The organism is Rhodococcus sp. YL-1 (assembly GCF_001942025.1).
GTDB classification, from domain to species: domain Bacteria; phylum Actinomycetota; class Actinomycetes; order Mycobacteriales; family Mycobacteriaceae; genus Rhodococcus_F; species Rhodococcus_F qingshengii.
The window spans coordinates 4,702,468-4,719,011 of sequence record NZ_CP017299.1; the positions used below are offsets into that span (position 1 = coordinate 4,702,468).

Here is a 16,544-nt window from a genome sequence, read left to right on the forward strand (position 1 = left end):
GACTAACGCCGACCACGGACACTCACAGCGCGCTCAGTCCGTTTCCGTCTGCAGCACCACCGAATGCCCACCGCGTGCCTTCGCGGAGTACATCGCCCGATCCGCTCGCCGCAGCAGAGTCGGGTAGGCGACCAGCGCATCATCCGCTGATTCGAAAGGCCCTGCGATCTTCGCGATTCCGACGCTCATCGCCACCTCGGGATGATCGGGCGAGGTGATCGTCGAACGGAGTAGCTCATGTTCGAGTCGATGGAACGAGCGTTGATCGACCGAATCGACGATGACGAACTCGTCGCCGCCTATCCGTGCGATCAAGGCCGCCGGGCCGGCGCATTCGACCAGCCTCGATCCGACTTTTTCGATCACAGCGTCACCGACGGTATGTCCGTACTCGTCGTTGATGGCCTTGAATCGATTGATGTCGACGGCGGCGACTACCAAGAGCGCCGAGTGCGTGTACGACCGCTCCAGCAACAGTCGTACTTCGTCGGCCAGTCCCCTCCTGTTGAGCAGTCCCGTCAGTGGGTCCAATTGCGAGTTCAACGCGTCGGTGCCGAGGATGGAGAAAATGAACTGACAGGCAAAGGGAATCACGTAGATTGCCGCGCCGACCAGTACTACCAACGCGACCAGAACCGGAACATCCACATCGTTTTCGACCACTGCCGTACGTGTCACGATGCCGATGACCACGACGAATACCCACAACATGTGAAGGCTCTGTATTCGAGCATTGTGGAAGAACGCGATGTATCCGCCGATCACCGAGAACATCACGGCGTGTGCCAGTGCTGCAAGTGGATTGGAGTACAGCAGCATTGCGGCCGCTATTCCCACTTCCGAGTAGAGCACAAAGGCGTAAGACCAGGAACGGGAGAGATTTCGCCTCGTCGAGAGGGCGACGGCCATCATCACGGTTATGACCATGATGACTGCGTTCGCGGAGCGCGCGTGCGCAGTGGTCGGTCCCTGTGGACTGAAGCGAGTGAGGAACATGATCACGGTGACCAGTACCAACGAGCAGACGACGAGAAACCGCGAGGCGACGGTCAACCCTTTGTCCGCGAGATAGCGATTGAAGGTGTCGAATTGGTCCGGACGCCGATACCAATCGACAAGTTGAGAAGAGATCAGCCGGAACGCGGGACCCGAGAGCGGTCGTCGAGACGCCACGGCGTCCGAACGCTCAACACTCTCGGCAGATTCCATAGTGTCAGGGTAATCCAGTCAACTCCCCGCAATCAGACAATTTTCACTGTTTGCCGTCCCACATCACAACCTGATCGCCGCCGGCGGCCTTCGCGCGGTACATCGAGGCATCGGCTACTCGAAACAGTTCCGTCAACTCCTCGTCGGAAATAATCGACGACCATTCGGCAGAGGTGATCGCGACTCCGACGCTGGTGGTCACTACCGGATCACGATCGTCGATTCGCAAGTGCCTTCGCAGATTGTCTTCGAACGCAGGCGCTGCGCCGACGTCTATCGTGTCTACCAACACGAACTCGTCCCCACCGAATCTGGCGAAGAGCGCCTTCTCGCCGCCGCACCACCGCAGTCGATCAGCAATCTGGCGAAGTACGAGATCGCCTTCCTCGTGCCCCTGTGAGTCATTGACGCTCTTGAACGAATCGACATCGACAATCGCGACGACATACGACGACTTGCTCGACGCATGCCCCGTCGCCCCCATTTCGACAACAGCTCGCTGCAGCCCGCGCCGATTCAGAAGCCCTGTCAACGGATCCACATCCGAACTGTCCGCGTCGGAGCCGAGAAGTGAGAGGACGAACTGACAGGCGAACGGGATGACCACGATCCCGGTGGCGATGATCAGACACAGTGCGGTGGCCAACGCAGGATCCGCGTAGACCGCAACCTTTCGGCCGACCACTGCCAGAACCACGATGGACAGCGCGATGTGAACCGCCTGGAGTCTCGCGTTGTGAAAGTACGCGATGTAACCACCGATCAGTACGAAGAGCACACACTGGATCAACCCGATGAAAGGGTCGTTGTTCAAGAACACACCGACGAATACGCCGACCTCGCAGTAGGCGACAAAGAAGTACGACCACCGACGCGTGATTTCGGGCAGAAGGCAGAAGAGCACGATCACCGCAATCGTGACGGCGATGATAACGGCGTTGACGACGCTGGTGACGTGGTTGTGCACGCCCGCGTCGCTGAAGCGCAGCAGAGTCATCGCAATGATGACCGTCGTCAGCGAGCCGATGACCAGCAATCGGACAGCTAGCTCCAGGCCCTTCGTGGCGAGGTATCGATTGAAACTGTCGAATTGATCAGGACGCCGATACCACTGAACCAGAAGGTCGAAAGCCGACTTCACAGCTGATTTTTCACGGCCACGCGGCGCGGGCAGAATCGACTGCAGTCGGTCCTGCCCGAACGATGTCATGCGCAGATCATAGGTGCGCAGACCGTCGTTCGGGATCAAGAGTGCAGGATCGAGGCGGCAAATTCAGGGTCGGTTGTCAGCGCCGAACGAGGTACGTGTCCATGATCCAACCGTGCTTCTCACGCAACTCCGCCCGGCGAGCGACGATCCGATCTTCGACGTCACGCAGTTTGCCGGAAATCAACTCCTCGTCCGGGGTCCCGAGGTACGCGCCCCACCAGATCTCGGCGTCGTTTTCGCTTACCTGAGTGAAGGTGCAATGCGCGTCGAGCATCACGACGGCATTGTCCACGCCGTCGGGCAATCCCTCGGCCAGTTTGCGGCCGGTCGTGATGTGGATGGGTTCGCCGATTCGGTTCAGGACGATCCGGTGTTGTGCAGCCAGCGACTGCACGCTGGTGATTCCCGGGATGACGGAGTAGTCGAACGAAACTCTCCCGCGAGCGAGCACGCGCTCGACGATCCGCAGAGTGCTGTCGTAGAGGGAAGGGTCACCCCAGACGAGAATCGCGCCGACGCCAGGTTCGGCCGCGAATTCCGCTTCGAATTTCGCGGCCCGACGCTCGTGCCAGTCCTCGACGACGCCCTCGTAGTCGGTCGGGGTTCGGTCCCGCGGCGGGTCCGTGATCTCGACCACCTTGTAGTCGAGGTGAACGTGCTCGTCGAGAATGCCGGTGCGCAAGTCGACCAGGGCCTGCTTCTCGTCACCCTTTCCGATGATGAAGAAGGTATCGGCCCTGTTCATAGCCTTGATCGCCTGAACCGTCACCTGGTCGGGATCACCAGCACCGATACCGATCACCAAGAGTTCGCGCATGTGCCGAGGCTATATTGCCGTGCGCCTTTATTAACCGCCGGAGGTTAATAAAGGCGCACAGCAGGGCAGGCCCTAGACTGATTCCCGTGACTGTCTCCACTGCTTACGAAGACCTCCTCCGGCTCGTCATGGAGACGGGTACCGCCAAATCCGATCGAACCGGAACCGGCACCCGCAGCATCTTCGGTCACCAGATGCGTTTCGATCTTGCCGACGGCTTTCCGCTCGTCACCACCAAGAAGGTCCACCTCAAGTCGATAGTCAACGAACTCCTGTGGTTCCTGCGCGGCGACTCCAACGTGGCGTGGCTGCACGAGCACGGCGTCTCCATCTGGGACGAGTGGGCCGACGAGAACGGTGAACTCGGCCCCGTCTACGGCGTCCAGTGGCGTAGCTGGCCCACCCCTTCGGGCGAGCACATCGACCAGATCGCGCAGACCGTCGAGACTCTGCGCTCCAACCCCGATTCGCGGCGGATCATCGTTTCGGCGTGGAACGTCGCCGACATTCCGCAGATGGCCCTGGCGCCGTGCCACGCTTTCTTCCAGTTCTACGTCGCCGACGGCAAGCTCTCCTGCCAGCTGTACCAGCGCAGCGCCGACATGTTCCTCGGCGTTCCGTTCAACATCGCCAGCTACGCGCTGCTCACCCACATGATGGCCCAGCAGGCCGGACTCGACGTCGGCGAGTTCGTCTGGACCGGCGGCGACTGCCACATCTACGACAATCACGTCGACCAGGTGACCGAGCAGCTCGGCCGCGAACCGCTGCCGTTGCCGACCCTGAAGCTGAACAAGCGCGACTCCATCTTCGACTACACCTTCGAGGACGTGGAGATCGTCGACTACCAGCACCACCCCGCGATCAAAGCCCCGGTAGCGGTCTGACGATGACCGATCGCACAGTCACCCTCATCTGGGCGCAGGCCCACGGCGGCGTCATCGGCGCCGACAACTCGATCCCGTGGCGCGTGTCCGAGGACATGGCTTACTTCAAACGCGTCACCATGGGCCATCCGGTAATCATGGGGCGGCGCACCTGGGACTCCATTCCATCGAAGTTCCGTCCGTTCAGCGGGCGTCGGAACATCGTCGTCACACGCGATCCGCAATGGCACGCCGAAGGCGCCGAGGTAGTCCACAGGCTGGACGACGCCCTGGCGTTGCCGGACGGTGACGTCTTCGTCGTCGGCGGCGGGCAAATTTATTCGGCTGCACTGCCATTCGCAACGCATCTACTGGTGACCGAGATCGACCTCGACATCGCCGGTGATGCTTTTGCTCCCGAGATCGGCCCCGAATGGAACCTGAAATCCGACGAGCCCTGGCAGACCTCGGAGAAGAGCGGCCTGCGCTTCCGCTGGTTGGAGTACACGCGCTGACCGACTTCCGCCGATAACGAGGCACCTCGCGAGTGAGTCGGTCATACTCCAAGAAGGACATTCACCGCTTCCGAGAGGTCTTCGATGGACAAGAAGTCACTGACCGCTCTCGCTCGCCAACAGTTGAAACTGGCGGGCTCGGCGACCAGCGGTCGCAGTTCACAAACCGTCTACGGTGGCCACCAGCGCAGCCTGCGACAAACGGTGATCGCGCTGAGCGCCGGCAAGAGCCTCGCCGAACACGACAGTCCGGGCGAAGCCACATTGTTGGTCCTGAGCGGGAAGCTGAATCTTGTATGTGGGAGCGACCAGTGGAAAGGATCCACGGGTGATTTCCTGACCGTCCCGGCCGACCGGCACAGCGTCGAAGCGCTCGAAGACGTTGCATTTCTACTGACCGTCGCCATGAAGGGCTGAAATCGGTAGCGTCTTCCGCGTGAGCGAAACCGTGATCGAAGTGTCCATCGTCGCAGCCCCGTCCGTACTCTGGCCCGCGCTGCGCGACCCGTCGCTGATTCGACGTTGGTTCGGCTGGGAGTACGACGGACTCGACGACGAAATCAACCAGATCTACTCCACCGCTGAGGCCGACCCCGAAGCGTTGACGCTGAAACTCGGAAACGGTGACCGTCTCTCACTTCGCGAACAGGACGGCAAGACGGTCGTCCGCATCGATCGGCCGGCCAAATCTGCCGACGACGACTGGTACGACGACATCACCGAGGGCTGGACGACATTCCTACAGTTGCTCAGATTCGCAGTGGAGCACCACGGACTGGCCGAGCGTAAAACCATTTATCTCGACGGCCTTCTGCTCCCCGGTGAGAACGTGGCAAGCGTCCTCGGGCTCACCAAAATCGAATTGGAAGCGGGAAGTCGGTACGCGGTGACAATCGCTCCCGGCGACTATTTCGAAGGCGTCGTCGACTACGTAACTGACCACCAATTCGGGTTGACAGTCGAGGATCTCGGCCCTGGCCTGCTGTCTGTCGCCACCCAGTCGGTGACGGCGCAGCGGCCCGACGGAGGCATGTCCATCCTGCTGACCACCTACGACCTGAGCGATGACGAGTTCGACGAGATCAAGCATCACTGGTCGTCGTGGTGGGAAGGTCGCCGCCGGGAGAGCTGACGTTCGGTGAGGCGATATGCTTCGACCATGGTCGAAGCTTCGGGTCACAGTCCGGCACGTACGTTCGGCGAGTTGCTCGACCGCCTGGGCGATTCCAATGCCGACATACCGACACTCCACCGCCTGCTCGAGGCGGTCCTGGTGGTCGGCTCCGGCCTGGACCTCGACCTGACGCTTCAACGGATCATCACCTCTGCGACAACGGTTCTGGATTGCCGCTACGGCGCCCTGGGGGTCGCGGCGCCGGGGGGCGGGCTCTCGGAATTCGTGTACGAGGGAATCTCCGGGTCCCAACGCGCGACCATGGGACATTTCCCCGAAGGTCATGGCGTGCTGGGTGTTCTGATGAATCACCCGCAGACTTTGCGTGTGGCCCATCTCGGCGACCATCCCGAATCGGTGGGATTCCCCGCAAATCATCCACCGATGGAGAGCTTCCTCGGGGCGCCGATCATGATGCGGGGAAAGGTGTTCGGAAGCATCTACCTGACCGAGAAACGGGGACAGGCCGAGTTCACCCAGGAAGACGAGGTCATTCTCGAAGCCCTCGCCATCGCAGCCGGTATCGCTGTGGAAAACGCCCGACTGTTCGAGCAGTCACGAACTCGTGAAAGATGGCTCACCGCAACATCTGCCATCCGCTCGCGGTTGCTGGCCGGTGACTCGCTCGAGGACGGCCTGCAACTTCTTGCCAGTCGCGTTCGGGACCTGACCGGCGTCGACGACGTGATCGTGGTGATCTGCGAGAACGGCTACGCACAGGTTCACGCCGCGGCCAGCGCCCGGACCACGTCACGTGGAGTCAGAATCCCGGCGACCACTTATCCGTTCGACGTGGTGCGGAGCACTCGAAAGCTACAGGTACTCACCACTTTAGGCGCACTCACCGAACTGGTGCCGTCGGCTGGGAGTGCGGTCGTGGCACCGATGTGCGTCGCCTCGGGTGTAGTCGGCGCGGTCATCGTGGCGTCGAATTCCACCAACACGCACTGGGATCACGACGAACTGACCCGGATCGAGTCGATGGCCGAACTCGGCTCCGTTGCAATCGAGTTCGACGAGAAACAAAAGGCGCAACGCCTGTTGTCCGTTCTCGCCGACCGCGACCGCATCGCACGAGACCTGCACGACAACGTCATCCAGCGACTGTTCGCGAGCGGAATGAGCCTGCAGAGCACGCTTCCGGACGAGACCCTCCCGGAGTCGGCGCGCGCGATTGTCAAACGATCCCTCGAACAGCTCGACAAGACAGTCCGCGAGATCCGGACAACCATCTTCGATCTGCAGACTCCCACAGCCACCGATTCGTCGAGCCTGCGCCGGCGCCTCCTCGATGTCATCGGCGACGCCACCGCACAGTCCGCTGTTACCCCGAGCGTCCAATTCTCCGGCGCCATCGACACTCTGGTGAATCCCGGGATCCACCAGCACGCCGAAGCCGTGCTGCGTGAGGGGTTGAGCAACGTCCTTCGGCATGCACACGCACGCCACATCACCATCGCTGTCACCGCGGACGTCGAATTTGCGATCACGATCGAGGACGACGGCGTCGGACTCCCCTCCGACTTCCACAAGAGTGGACTGCACAATCTGGAGCGCCGCGCCGAACATTGCGGCGGTACGTGCACGATCGTCAATCACGATCCGAGCGGTGCACGCCTGCTCTGGCGAGTACCGCTCGGTCGCACCAACTCGAATCGACCGAAATCCGGTCGTTAGATCCTAGCGACTGCCGCTACGGATTTCGGTCGCCAGCACCGCAGCCTGAGTACGACGCTGCATGCCCAGCTTCGAGAGCAGACGCGTCACGTAGTTCTTGACCGTCTTCTCCGCGAGGAATAATCGCGCGCCGATCTCCCGGTTGGTGAGCCCCTCTCCGATGAGGTCGAAGACTGCTCGCTCCTGATCGGAAAGTTCGGCCAACGGATCAGCTGTACGGTCGCTGCGGATCCGCTGCATCAGCGCCTCGGTTGCACGACTGTCGAGCAGTGAACCGCCGCGCCCGACTGTGCGGACTGCAGCGACCAGATCGGTTCCGAGAATCTGCTTGAGGACGAATCCCGAGGCGCCCGCCATGATCGCGTCGAGCAACGCCTCGTCGTCGGCGTACGACGTGAGCATCAGGCAGCGGAGGTCGGGAAGCATCGAGCGGAGTTCTCGGCACAGTTCGACGCCGTTGCCGTCAGGCAGGCGTACGTCCAGAACAGCGACGTCGGCGTTGCTCTGCGGTACCGCAGCCAGCGCTTCCCCCACGGACGCCGCCTCGCCCACCACCACGAAGTCCTCGACCCCACCGAGTAGGTCGAACAATCCGCGTCTGACGATCTCGTGATCGTCGACCAGGAATATCCGCGTTGTCATCGAACCCCTCCAAAAGACATCTCACGTCGAACGGTACCGGAGACGGTGGACTCAGAACTCATGGAATGCATTCTCTTCACTTGTTGACGTGCCGGACGATGAGAACCGGGCAATCCGCGGTGTGCAGGAGCGCCCGACTGGTCGATCCGAGGAGCATTCCTGCGAATCCGCCGCGCCCGCGACTGCCGACGACTATCAACTGCGCCGTCTCCGCGTATTCGCTCAGGACTCGGACGGGACGGTCACGCGCGACGACTCTTTCGACGACGACGTCCGGGTAACGCTCGGTGAATCCGGCCAATTGCTCCGCGAGGACAACTTCCTCACCCGTCTGGATGCTGCTCCACAGTGGGTCGTCGGGGGTGGCGCCCAACGAGGGCTGCACACTCACGTCGCTCCACACGTTGACGGCAATCAAGGTGGCGCCCCGCGCGGAGGCCTGCTCGAAAGCGTGCTCGACTGCCTCGATGCTGCTTTCGGATCCATCGACACCGACGACGACGGGGCCCTCGGTCGGCGGCCGACCGTCGAGCGTCCGTCCTCGGACAACTGCAACCGGAGATTCGCCGTGCGAGACAACCGAGACCGTCGCAGAACCGACGACCAATCCGGTGAATTCGCCGTGCCCGCGAGGGCCGAGCGCAATGATGTACGCGCCCTTGGACAATTCGATCAGGCGATCGGAGACGCTGCCGTCGAGTAGTTCGGTGACGATCTCGAGGTCGTCGTCGATGCTTTGCCGCGCGAGAATCTGTGCGCTGTCCAGACGAGCGGTGGCAGTGCGCCGCAGTTCGTCCTTGAAGCTCTCGGCGAGGTAAGGCTCGGAGTAGTAGAAGGCTGGGATGTGCACCACCGTCGCGATGTGGAGCGGTCGACCGAGCGCCACCGCGGTCCTCGCCGCCCAGACGACAGCCGACGACGCCGATTCCGAACCGTCTACCGCTACGACGACGGGTTTGGTTGCACTCATGTTCGTCCCTCCACAATCGACCACAGAATCTCTTCGCCCTCACACTATTGCCCAATGACGGCAAAAAGGATTCATCAGCCGACGCGAGTCCCGAATCGGACATTGGGTGTTCGGGTGGACTGCGGCAACGGCCCCGCCAACATCCCTTTCGGGCGTCAACGAGGCCACCGGTGCCGGATTCGCACGCAAACCCTGGCTACTCGATCCACGTTAGGTGAAGAACCCGACCGGTCAGAAGTGAAAAAAGTCCTGTCAACAAGCGCCCAAAATCGGGTTTCGTACGCAGGAGATCCCGAACCACCCGCTCTGCTGTGCGCCTTTGTTAACCGCCGGCGGTTAATAAAGGCGCACAGCAGGGTCAGTCACAAATCTTGCGGAACTTCTCGATCAGCTGCACTCGGCCGTTGCGGTCGGCCGCCAACGGCGTGACGTTGAGCGTCGTGACACCGGCTTCGGCGAAGGCTGCGACGCGTTCCTTGACGTAGCTCTCGGGACCGATCAACGACACGGCGCGAACCAGTTCGTCCGGCACTGCTGCGGCGGCTTCGTCCTTCTTGCCCGCGAGGTAGAGATCCTGGATCTTCTCGGCGGCCTCTTCGTAGCCGTAGCGCACCGCGAGATCGTTGTAGAAGTTCTTGCCCTTGGCGCCCATGCCACCGATGTAGAGCGCAAGGCTCGGGCGTACCCAGTCGAGCATGTGGTCGACGTCGTCACCGATGGCCAGTGCCGGCGACGCGTACACCTGAAGCTCACCGAGGCTCGGATCGCGCTTGGCCTTGCCCTTGGCGATCGGCTCACCCCACACGCTTGCTGCCTTCTCCGGATGGAAGAAAATAGGTTCCCAGCCTTCGGCGATTTCCGCCGTCAGCTCGACGTTCTTGGGTCCGAGCGAAGCGATCAGGATCGGGATGCGCTCACGCACAGGATGATTGATCAGCTTGAGCGGCTTTCCGAGTCCGGTGCCCTTCTCGGCGGGGAGGGGAACCTGGTAGTACTTGCCCTGGTACTCGACCTTCTCGCGGCGCCATACCTGACGGCAGATCTCGACGACCTCACGTGTGCGTCCCAGCGGAGCGTCGTACTTGACGCCGTGGAACCCCTCGATCACCTGCGGTCCGGAAGCGCCCAGTCCCATCACGAAGCGACCGTTGGAGACGAAGTCCAGGCCCGCCGCCGTCATGGCGGTCAACGAAGGGGTACGGGTGTAGATCTGAAAGATTCCGGAAGCGAGTTCGATGGTCGACGTCTTGGCCGCCAGGTAACCGAGCTGGCTGACGGCGTCGAAGGAATACGCCTCCGGGACGAAGGCGATGTCGAGGCCCGCCTTCTCCAGGTCACCGACCTCTTCGACGGTTTCGGCGAACCCGCCGCTGTAGTTCAAACCCATACCGATACGCACGTTGTAACCCCAATCCTGACGATTGCTGCCGTGTGCGATGCGCACACGAGCAGTGGTACTCCCATCGAACACTTACTCACATCGAACACTACGGAACCTGAGTCCGCATTCATGTGACTACCCCGTTCATATTCGATGACCGAAATGAACGGGGCAGTGGGAGAGCCTGTCGAGGGTCAGGATTCTTCGGGGCGAACCACCATGACGGGGCACTTGGCCGAAGCGATCAGGGTGTTGCTGGTCGAGCCGAGCAACATGCCGCGGAATCCACCGCGACCACGGCTTCCGACTACGACGAGCTGCGCTTTTGCCGACCAGTCCAGCAGCCGTCCGCGTGGGTTGTCGAGGTATACCTCGCGCCGGACCTTCACGTCCGGGTATTGCTCGGACCATCCGGCCAAGCTCTCGCTGAGTACCGCGTGCTCTTCCTCTTCGAGAGACTGCGGGGCAAGCGCAGCGGCCCTCGGGTCTTCGAATGCCGCACTGCCGAGGTCACTCCACACGTGCAACGCCACCAGCTCGACTCCGCGGAACGACGCTTCCTCGAAAGCCGCACCGACGGCCTGGGCGCTCAATGCGCTGCCGTCGACGCCGACCACTACGGGTCCTTCCGAGGGCACCGCACCATCGCGGTCTCGGACGACGATGACCGGACACTTGCCGTGACTGGCCACACCGACCGCGGTATTGCCGAGGACTGCTGTCGCCGCCTTGCCTGACGCCGACGCTCCGACGACTACCCGCCTGGCTTGTGCCGAACTCTCGATCAGCCACTGAGTTGCGCTGCCGATGGCGATTTCGGTGTGAACTTCGAGTTTCGGATCGATCTCACGGGCGAACTGTTCCGCCTCCGCCAAGATCGCTTTTCCGGCCTCTTCGACCCATTCGTACACCCCACCCGCGTCGACGTACGGTCCGCCGAAACCGTAAGGCGCGAAGTCGAGAGCGTGGATGATGTCGAGTCGCAATTCGCGCTGGGCGGCGATTTTCGCGGCCTCGCGGAGCGCTGTGGACGCAGTGTCCGAACCCTCGACTCCGACAACAACACTGTTATGTTCGCGTGAACTCATGTGCCCACCTTCCTGAAGAAGTAACCGAGCCACTTTCACTCTAACCATCCCACTTGTCCGGCTTTTTTGGGGTCGCCCCCTCTTCATTTCGGGGACTTAGGTCCCCGAAACTGTTGACGGATAGGAGAATTAGCAGTGCAATCAGGACCAGGTGTGAACAGGATCTCCCGTCCGCATGTTCTCCACGTAACCGCGGAGCATTCCGGTGAGCGCAGTCGAGCGGTCCGCGCCCGAGGCCTCCGCGTGCGCCACTTGCTCGCGTTGCCAGGCGGCACCGGTCTGCCGATTCATGCACCGCCCTTCGATCACGCCGAGGTACCGATCGCGGGCCGCGGCGGACAATCCGAAGTCGGCCAAACCCTCGTCCGCCAACGGCAGCAGCCTTCGCAGGACCAACTCGTCGGCACCGACCCAACCGATCTCCGGCCAGTACAGGGTGGCGTCGAGTCCGTACTTGGCGCCGATGTGCAGGTTCTCTTCTGCCGCATGGAACGACATGTGCGACCACAGTGGCCGCTCCGCGTTCACCAATGCGCGAACGGTTCCGTAGTAGAAGGCCGCATTGGCCATGATGTCGACGACGGTCGGCCCGGCCGGCAGCACCCGATTCTCGATACGCAAGTGCGGCTTGCCATCCGAGCAGTCGTAGACGGGCCGATTCCAGCGATAGACCGTGCCGTTGTGCATCTGAAGCTCGCTCAACTCCGGAACCCCGCCCGCCGCGAGCACTTCCAGCGGATCGGTGTCCGAGACATCAGGGAGCAGCGCCGGGAAGTACCGTGAATTCTCCTCGAACAGGTCGAGAACCGAATGGATCCACCGCTCACCGAACCACACTCGCGGTCGCACACCTTGGTTCTTGAGCTCGAAAGTTCGGGTGTCCGTTGCCTGTTCGAAGATCGGAATGCGTGATTCGTGCCAAAGCGCCTTGCCTGCCAGGAAAGGAGAGTTGGCCGCAAGCGCCACCTGTACTCCGGCCAGACACTGCGCGGCATTCCAGTGCGCTGCGAATTCTTCCGGCGCGACGCGCAGGTGCAACTGCATGGACGTACATGCCGCCTCCGGCACCACCGAATTGGTGTCGGCCCGAAGGGTTTCCACGTCGCCGCCGGGTAGCGCGACACCTTCGACGTCGAGTTCGATGTCCTCTCCTCGCGCGGCAAAAATTTGCTCGTTGAGCAATTCGTAGCGCGGGTTGGCGGTGATCCACTCTCGATCGAGATGCTCGAGCTGCAGTGTCGGCAGCATCCCGATCATCACCATCTCGGCGTCGTGCGCGTGGATTCGCGCGTCTGCGACGTCGAGGGACGCCCGCAGTTTCTTCTCCAATTCGAAAGTCGCATCACCGGTGAGTGGGCCGGGCTCGACGTTCATCTCGACGTTGAACTGTCCGAGCTCGGTTTGGAAAACCGCAGAGTCGTCGATGGATTCGAGTACTTCACGGTTGGACATCGCGGGCGTCATGTCGCCGGTCACGAGGTTGAACTCGATCTCCATGCCCAACAGCGGAGCGGGCTTGTCGACGGCGTCTCGGAAGTCACCACCGTCGAGCATCTGCTTCATGGCGTCGACGCACGAGCGCACCTTCTTACGAAAGAGCCTACGGTCGGCTCTGGTGAATTCTCGCGCCGTGACCTCTGCACCCATTGCGCATTCCCCCTTCGACGATCAACGTCACTGAAGGCTATCCGTCCGGTGTCACCGACAAACGAGAACTGCGGTGGCACCGGGAAGAATTTCCCGACGCCACCGCAGTTCTCCGAAAGTTTCTTCTACGAGTTGTCGACCCAGGTGACAGCTACGCCGCGAGCCTGCAGCCACGCTGCGGGATCGACCTTTGCGCCGTTCTCGGCAACCTCGAAGTGCAGGTGCGGGCCGGTGGACTGGCCACGGTTACCCACGGTGGCGATCTGCTGGCCGGCGTTGACACGCTGGCCGACGTTGACCTGGTAGTCGTTGACGTGGCCGTACGTGGTGACCGTGCCGTCGTCGTGCTGGACGCGGACCCAGAGGCCGAAACCTGACGCCGGGCCGGCGTCGATGACCTGGCCGTCGGCTGCAGCCAGAATCGGCGTACCGATCGGAGCCGCGATGTCGAGGCCACCGTGGTGTGCTCCCCAGCGCGAACCGAAGGTGGAGGTCAGCGTTCCGGACACCGGCTGCACGGTACGAGCTGAGGTGCCGGGGTTGATCCCAGCGAGGAACTGCTGTGCCTGCGTATTGAGGTCGGCAGCAAAATCGGGAAGCTCGGGGATGTCGAGAGCCGGAAGTGCCGCCAATTCAGCCGGAACGACAACGCCCTCGGGGAGCAGACCCTGCGGGATTTCGATGCCGGCGATGGTCTGTGTTGCCGGCGCCGCAGCAGCGGTTCCTGCGCCCATCTGGCCTGCACCGACGAGGAGTGCACCGGTAGCCGCAGCTACGACACCTGCCTTGACACCGGCACCAGGGCCAGCCGACGGGGTGCGGTGGCGGCCGCTTGCTGCCTCGGGATCGATCTCGAAGACAACATCGTCATTGCCCGTGCGGTGGTGGTTTCCCACAGTGTGTACTCCGTCAGTCGTCGGCGTGCAGCGTCCTTCTGATGAAGCCCGCTCCTCTGTCTGCCGAAGAATGTAACAGTTTGATCAAGGCGGCCGCCACCGTTACCCGATCTTGACCAAAACTATTTCTCGCCGTTCTGTCGGCTGGCGTCCAGTTCTGACTTGAATGCGTCGTATCGTGCCCGGTGAGCGGGTCGACGCCGGATGATCGCCCACGCGATGCCCAGAACCACGAACCAGATCGGCGTGACGAGAAGTGCCTGCAGGGTGTCGTCCTTGGTTGTCAGTGCCCAGAGAATGAAGACGAAGAACGCGAGCACGACCCAGCACATCACGATGCCGCCGGGCATCTTGAACTTCGACGCCTCGTGCAGGTGCGGACGACGCTTCCGGTACACCATGTAGCTCGCCAGGATGATCGTCCACACGAACATGAACAGCAGCGCCGAAATGGTCGTGACGACGGTGAAGGCCTCGATCACGGAATCGCCCGAGAACAGCAGGATCAACGACGCCAGCAGGAAGATGCACGAGAACATCAGGGCGTTCGCGGGGACCTTGCGTGAGTTCAGCTTGCCGAGGGCCCTCGGTGCGTCGCCTTCCTGCGCAAGGCCGAACACCATGCGCGAGGTGGAGTAGATACCCGAGTTGGCCGAAGATGCAGCGGAGGTCAGCACGACGAAGTTGATGACAGATGCAGCGATGCCGAGGCCGGCGAGTGTGAACATGGCGACGAACGGACTCTTGTCTGCGCTGATTTCACGCCACGGAGTCACCGCGATGATCACGGTCAGTGCAACGACGTAGAACAGCAGGACACGAATGGGGATGGAGTTGATGGCCTTCGGCAGGTTCTTCTCCGGGTCCTTCGCCTCGGCTGCCGTCGTACCGACGAGCTCGATACCCACGAAGGCGAACACGGCGATCTGGAAGCCGGCGACGAAGCCCATGAATCCGGTCGGGAACATCCCGCCGTCGTTCCAGAGGTTGTCGATACCGGAGGTGGCACCGTTCGGCGCCGTGAACCCGGAGACGACCATGACGATGCCGACGACGATCAGGCTGACGATGGCGATGATCTTGATCAGCGCGAACCAGAACTCGGTTTCACCGAAGGCGCGAACGGTCGGGAGATTGAGGAGCAGCAGCGCCGCGATCGTCAGCAAAGCAGGAATCCACGCCGCGAGCCCTGGCCACCAGTACTTGAAGTACCCGGAAATCGCGATGACGTCCGCGATGCCGGTGACGATCCAGCAGAACCAGTAGGTCCAGCCGGTGAAGAATCCCGCCCAGGGGCCCAGCAGATCCGCGGCGAAGTCGGAGAACGACTTGTACGCCATGTTCGAGAGCAGCAGCTCCCCCATCGCCCGCATGACGAAGAAGAGCATGAATCCGATGATCATGTACACGAAGATCACGGAGGGCCCGGCGAGCGAGATCGTCTTGCCCGATCCCATGAACAGTCCGGTGCCGATGGCACCACCGATGGCGATCAGCTGGATATGCCGGTTGGACAGCTGACGTGAGAGGTGGGGGTCTTCGCCGGACGGCTTCGTCAGGTCTGGTGTATTCGCGTGGTCGGACACGGAGGATCCCCCTCGTCATACGGTTCATCCGGGGCATCGAAATCGTGCCCGTCGGGGGAACCTCGGAAAATGTGCTCTCTCAAAGTACGCGTGCACTGGCTCACATCACGCATCGGAAAGCGGACGCCGATAACCTGTCGAGGTGAACACTGACAGCACGGCCCATCAAGACGGACATATCGCCGCGACGCTGTTCGATTTCTCCGGAACCCTCTTCCGTTTGGAGGAGAGCGACGATTGGACCGAGCACCTCGTCGATCACCAAGGCGATCCGCTCGACGTGCACGCTCAAGCCGAGCTGATGCGTCGGATGACCGCGCCGGTGGGCAGAACCGTGGAGATGGACGAAGCGGGGATCTACGCGTGGGAGAACCGCGACCGGGATCCGAAGTTGCATCGTCAGGCTTACCTCGACGTGTTGAGTAAGTCCGGGGTGCCCGATCCGGTTCGGGCCGAAGCTTTCTACGCCCTGCTGGTCGATCCGGATCAGTGGTCGCCGTACCCGGATACCGGCGAGGTCCTGAAGTCACTGTCGGAGAAGGGCATACGCACTGCCGTCTTGAGCAACATCGCCTTCGACATCCGTCCGGCGTTCGCCGACCGCGGCTGGGACGTCTGGGTCGACGAGTTCGTTCTCTCGTTCGAGGTGGGTGCAGTCAAGCCCGAACCGGCGATCTTCGAGTACGCCCTCGCACAACTCGATGTGGATGCGGCGCAGGCTCTGATGGTCGGTGACAGCGACATCGCCGACGGCGCTGCCCGAGACGTCGGTTGCCAGTTCGCACTCGTCGATCCCCTGCCGACGACCGAACGCCCGCACGCGCTACTCGACGCAGTGCGGAAGTTCGGGCTTCTGTAGGGAGCGC

16 protein-coding genes are annotated in these 16,544 nt (G+C 62.0%); 6 read left to right on the top strand and 10 right to left on the bottom strand.

All coding sequences use genetic code 11. The features are described 5' to 3' along the window. Nucleotides 1-33: 33 nt before the first annotated feature. From BH682_RS21675 to cobF, 3 genes are all read right to left on the bottom strand, one after another. Nucleotides 34-1,209 (bottom strand): GGDEF domain-containing protein, encoded by a 1,176-nt coding sequence (locus tag BH682_RS21675; RefSeq protein WP_042449063.1) that lies wholly within the window; start codon nt 1,207-1,209, stop codon nt 34-36. Between the two features lie 43 nt (nt 1,210-1,252). Continuing rightward, the gene (locus BH682_RS21680; protein WP_223304416.1) at nt 1,253-2,419 is read right to left on the bottom strand and encodes a GGDEF domain-containing protein; all 1,167 of its coding nucleotides are present in this window, start codon (nt 2,417-2,419) and stop codon (nt 1,253-1,255) included. A 76-nt stretch (nt 2,420-2,495) separates the two neighbouring features. Next, entirely contained in the window at nt 2,496-3,236 is a 741-nt protein-coding gene (gene cobF, locus BH682_RS21685) for a precorrin-6A synthase (deacetylating) (RefSeq protein WP_003946376.1), read from the bottom strand. 86 nt (nt 3,237-3,322) lie between these two features. Here cobF and BH682_RS21690 point away from each other — a divergent pair, with 86 nt between their 5' ends. The 5 genes from BH682_RS21690 to BH682_RS21710 all read left to right on the top strand — a co-directional run bounded on the left by BH682_RS21690 (nt 3,323) and on the right by BH682_RS21710 (nt 7,468). After that, nucleotides 3,323-4,123 carry a thymidylate synthase gene (locus tag BH682_RS21690; protein WP_007727661.1) on the top strand — a complete coding sequence of 267 codons (801 nt, stop codon included), beginning with the start codon at nt 3,323-3,325 and terminating at the stop codon, nt 4,121-4,123. 2 nt (nt 4,124-4,125) lie between these two features. After that, nucleotides 4,126-4,617: a dihydrofolate reductase gene (locus tag BH682_RS21695; RefSeq protein WP_047272583.1), complete on the top strand. Its 492-nt coding sequence runs from the start codon at nt 4,126-4,128 to the stop codon at nt 4,615-4,617. Nucleotides 4,618-4,701: 84 nt separating this feature from the next. Beyond that, a complete protein-coding gene (locus BH682_RS21700; RefSeq protein ID WP_003946336.1) occupies nt 4,702-5,034 on the top strand; it encodes a cupin domain-containing protein in 333 nt (110 codons plus the stop codon). A gap of 19 nt (nt 5,035-5,053) precedes the next feature. Then, the gene (locus BH682_RS21705) at nt 5,054-5,749 is read left to right on the top strand and encodes a hypothetical protein (RefSeq protein WP_075834065.1); all 696 of its coding nucleotides are present in this window, start codon (nt 5,054-5,056) and stop codon (nt 5,747-5,749) included. A 27-nt stretch (nt 5,750-5,776) separates the two neighbouring features. Then, on the top strand, nt 5,777-7,468 hold the full coding sequence (locus BH682_RS21710) for a sensor histidine kinase (RefSeq protein WP_042921348.1): 1,692 nt from the start codon (nt 5,777-5,779) through the stop codon (nt 7,466-7,468). A 3-nt stretch (nt 7,469-7,471) separates the two neighbouring features. On the opposite strand, the gene BH682_RS21715 is transcribed toward BH682_RS21710, so the two are convergent. The 7 genes from BH682_RS21715 to cycA all read right to left on the bottom strand — a co-directional run bounded on the left by BH682_RS21715 (nt 7,472) and on the right by cycA (nt 15,678). Beyond that, nucleotides 7,472-8,110, bottom strand: a complete 639-nt coding sequence (locus tag BH682_RS21715) for a response regulator (RefSeq protein WP_003946380.1) — start codon at nt 8,108-8,110, stop codon at nt 7,472-7,474. A 76-nt stretch (nt 8,111-8,186) separates the two neighbouring features. Beyond that, the gene (locus tag BH682_RS21720; RefSeq protein WP_003946389.1) at nt 8,187-9,080 is read right to left on the bottom strand and encodes a universal stress protein; all 894 of its coding nucleotides are present in this window, start codon (nt 9,078-9,080) and stop codon (nt 8,187-8,189) included. A 358-nt stretch (nt 9,081-9,438) separates the two neighbouring features. Beyond that, nucleotides 9,439-10,479: an LLM class F420-dependent oxidoreductase gene (locus BH682_RS21725; RefSeq protein ID WP_007727670.1), complete on the bottom strand. Its 1,041-nt coding sequence runs from the start codon at nt 10,477-10,479 to the stop codon at nt 9,439-9,441. Nucleotides 10,480-10,655: 176 nt separating this feature from the next. Beyond that, entirely contained in the window at nt 10,656-11,549 is an 894-nt protein-coding gene (locus tag BH682_RS21730; RefSeq protein WP_007727672.1) for a universal stress protein, read from the bottom strand. 141 nt (nt 11,550-11,690) lie between these two features. After that, nucleotides 11,691-13,196, bottom strand: a complete 1,506-nt coding sequence (locus BH682_RS21735) for a glutamate-cysteine ligase family protein (RefSeq protein WP_065351259.1) — start codon at nt 13,194-13,196, stop codon at nt 11,691-11,693. A gap of 125 nt (nt 13,197-13,321) precedes the next feature. Further along, nucleotides 13,322-14,092, bottom strand: coding sequence for a M23 family metallopeptidase (locus BH682_RS21740; RefSeq protein WP_003946431.1), 771 nt, complete (start codon nt 14,090-14,092; stop codon nt 13,322-13,324). A gap of 122 nt (nt 14,093-14,214) precedes the next feature. Continuing rightward, nucleotides 14,215-15,678, bottom strand: coding sequence for a D-serine/D-alanine/glycine transporter (gene cycA, locus BH682_RS21745; RefSeq protein ID WP_030534902.1), 1,464 nt, complete (start codon nt 15,676-15,678; stop codon nt 14,215-14,217). A 142-nt stretch (nt 15,679-15,820) separates the two neighbouring features. Between cycA and BH682_RS21750 the strand changes: the two genes are divergently transcribed. Further along, nucleotides 15,821-16,537 (top strand): HAD family hydrolase, encoded by a 717-nt coding sequence (locus BH682_RS21750; RefSeq protein ID WP_075834066.1) that lies wholly within the window; start codon nt 15,821-15,823, stop codon nt 16,535-16,537. The last annotated feature ends 7 nt before the right edge of the window (nt 16,538-16,544 follow it).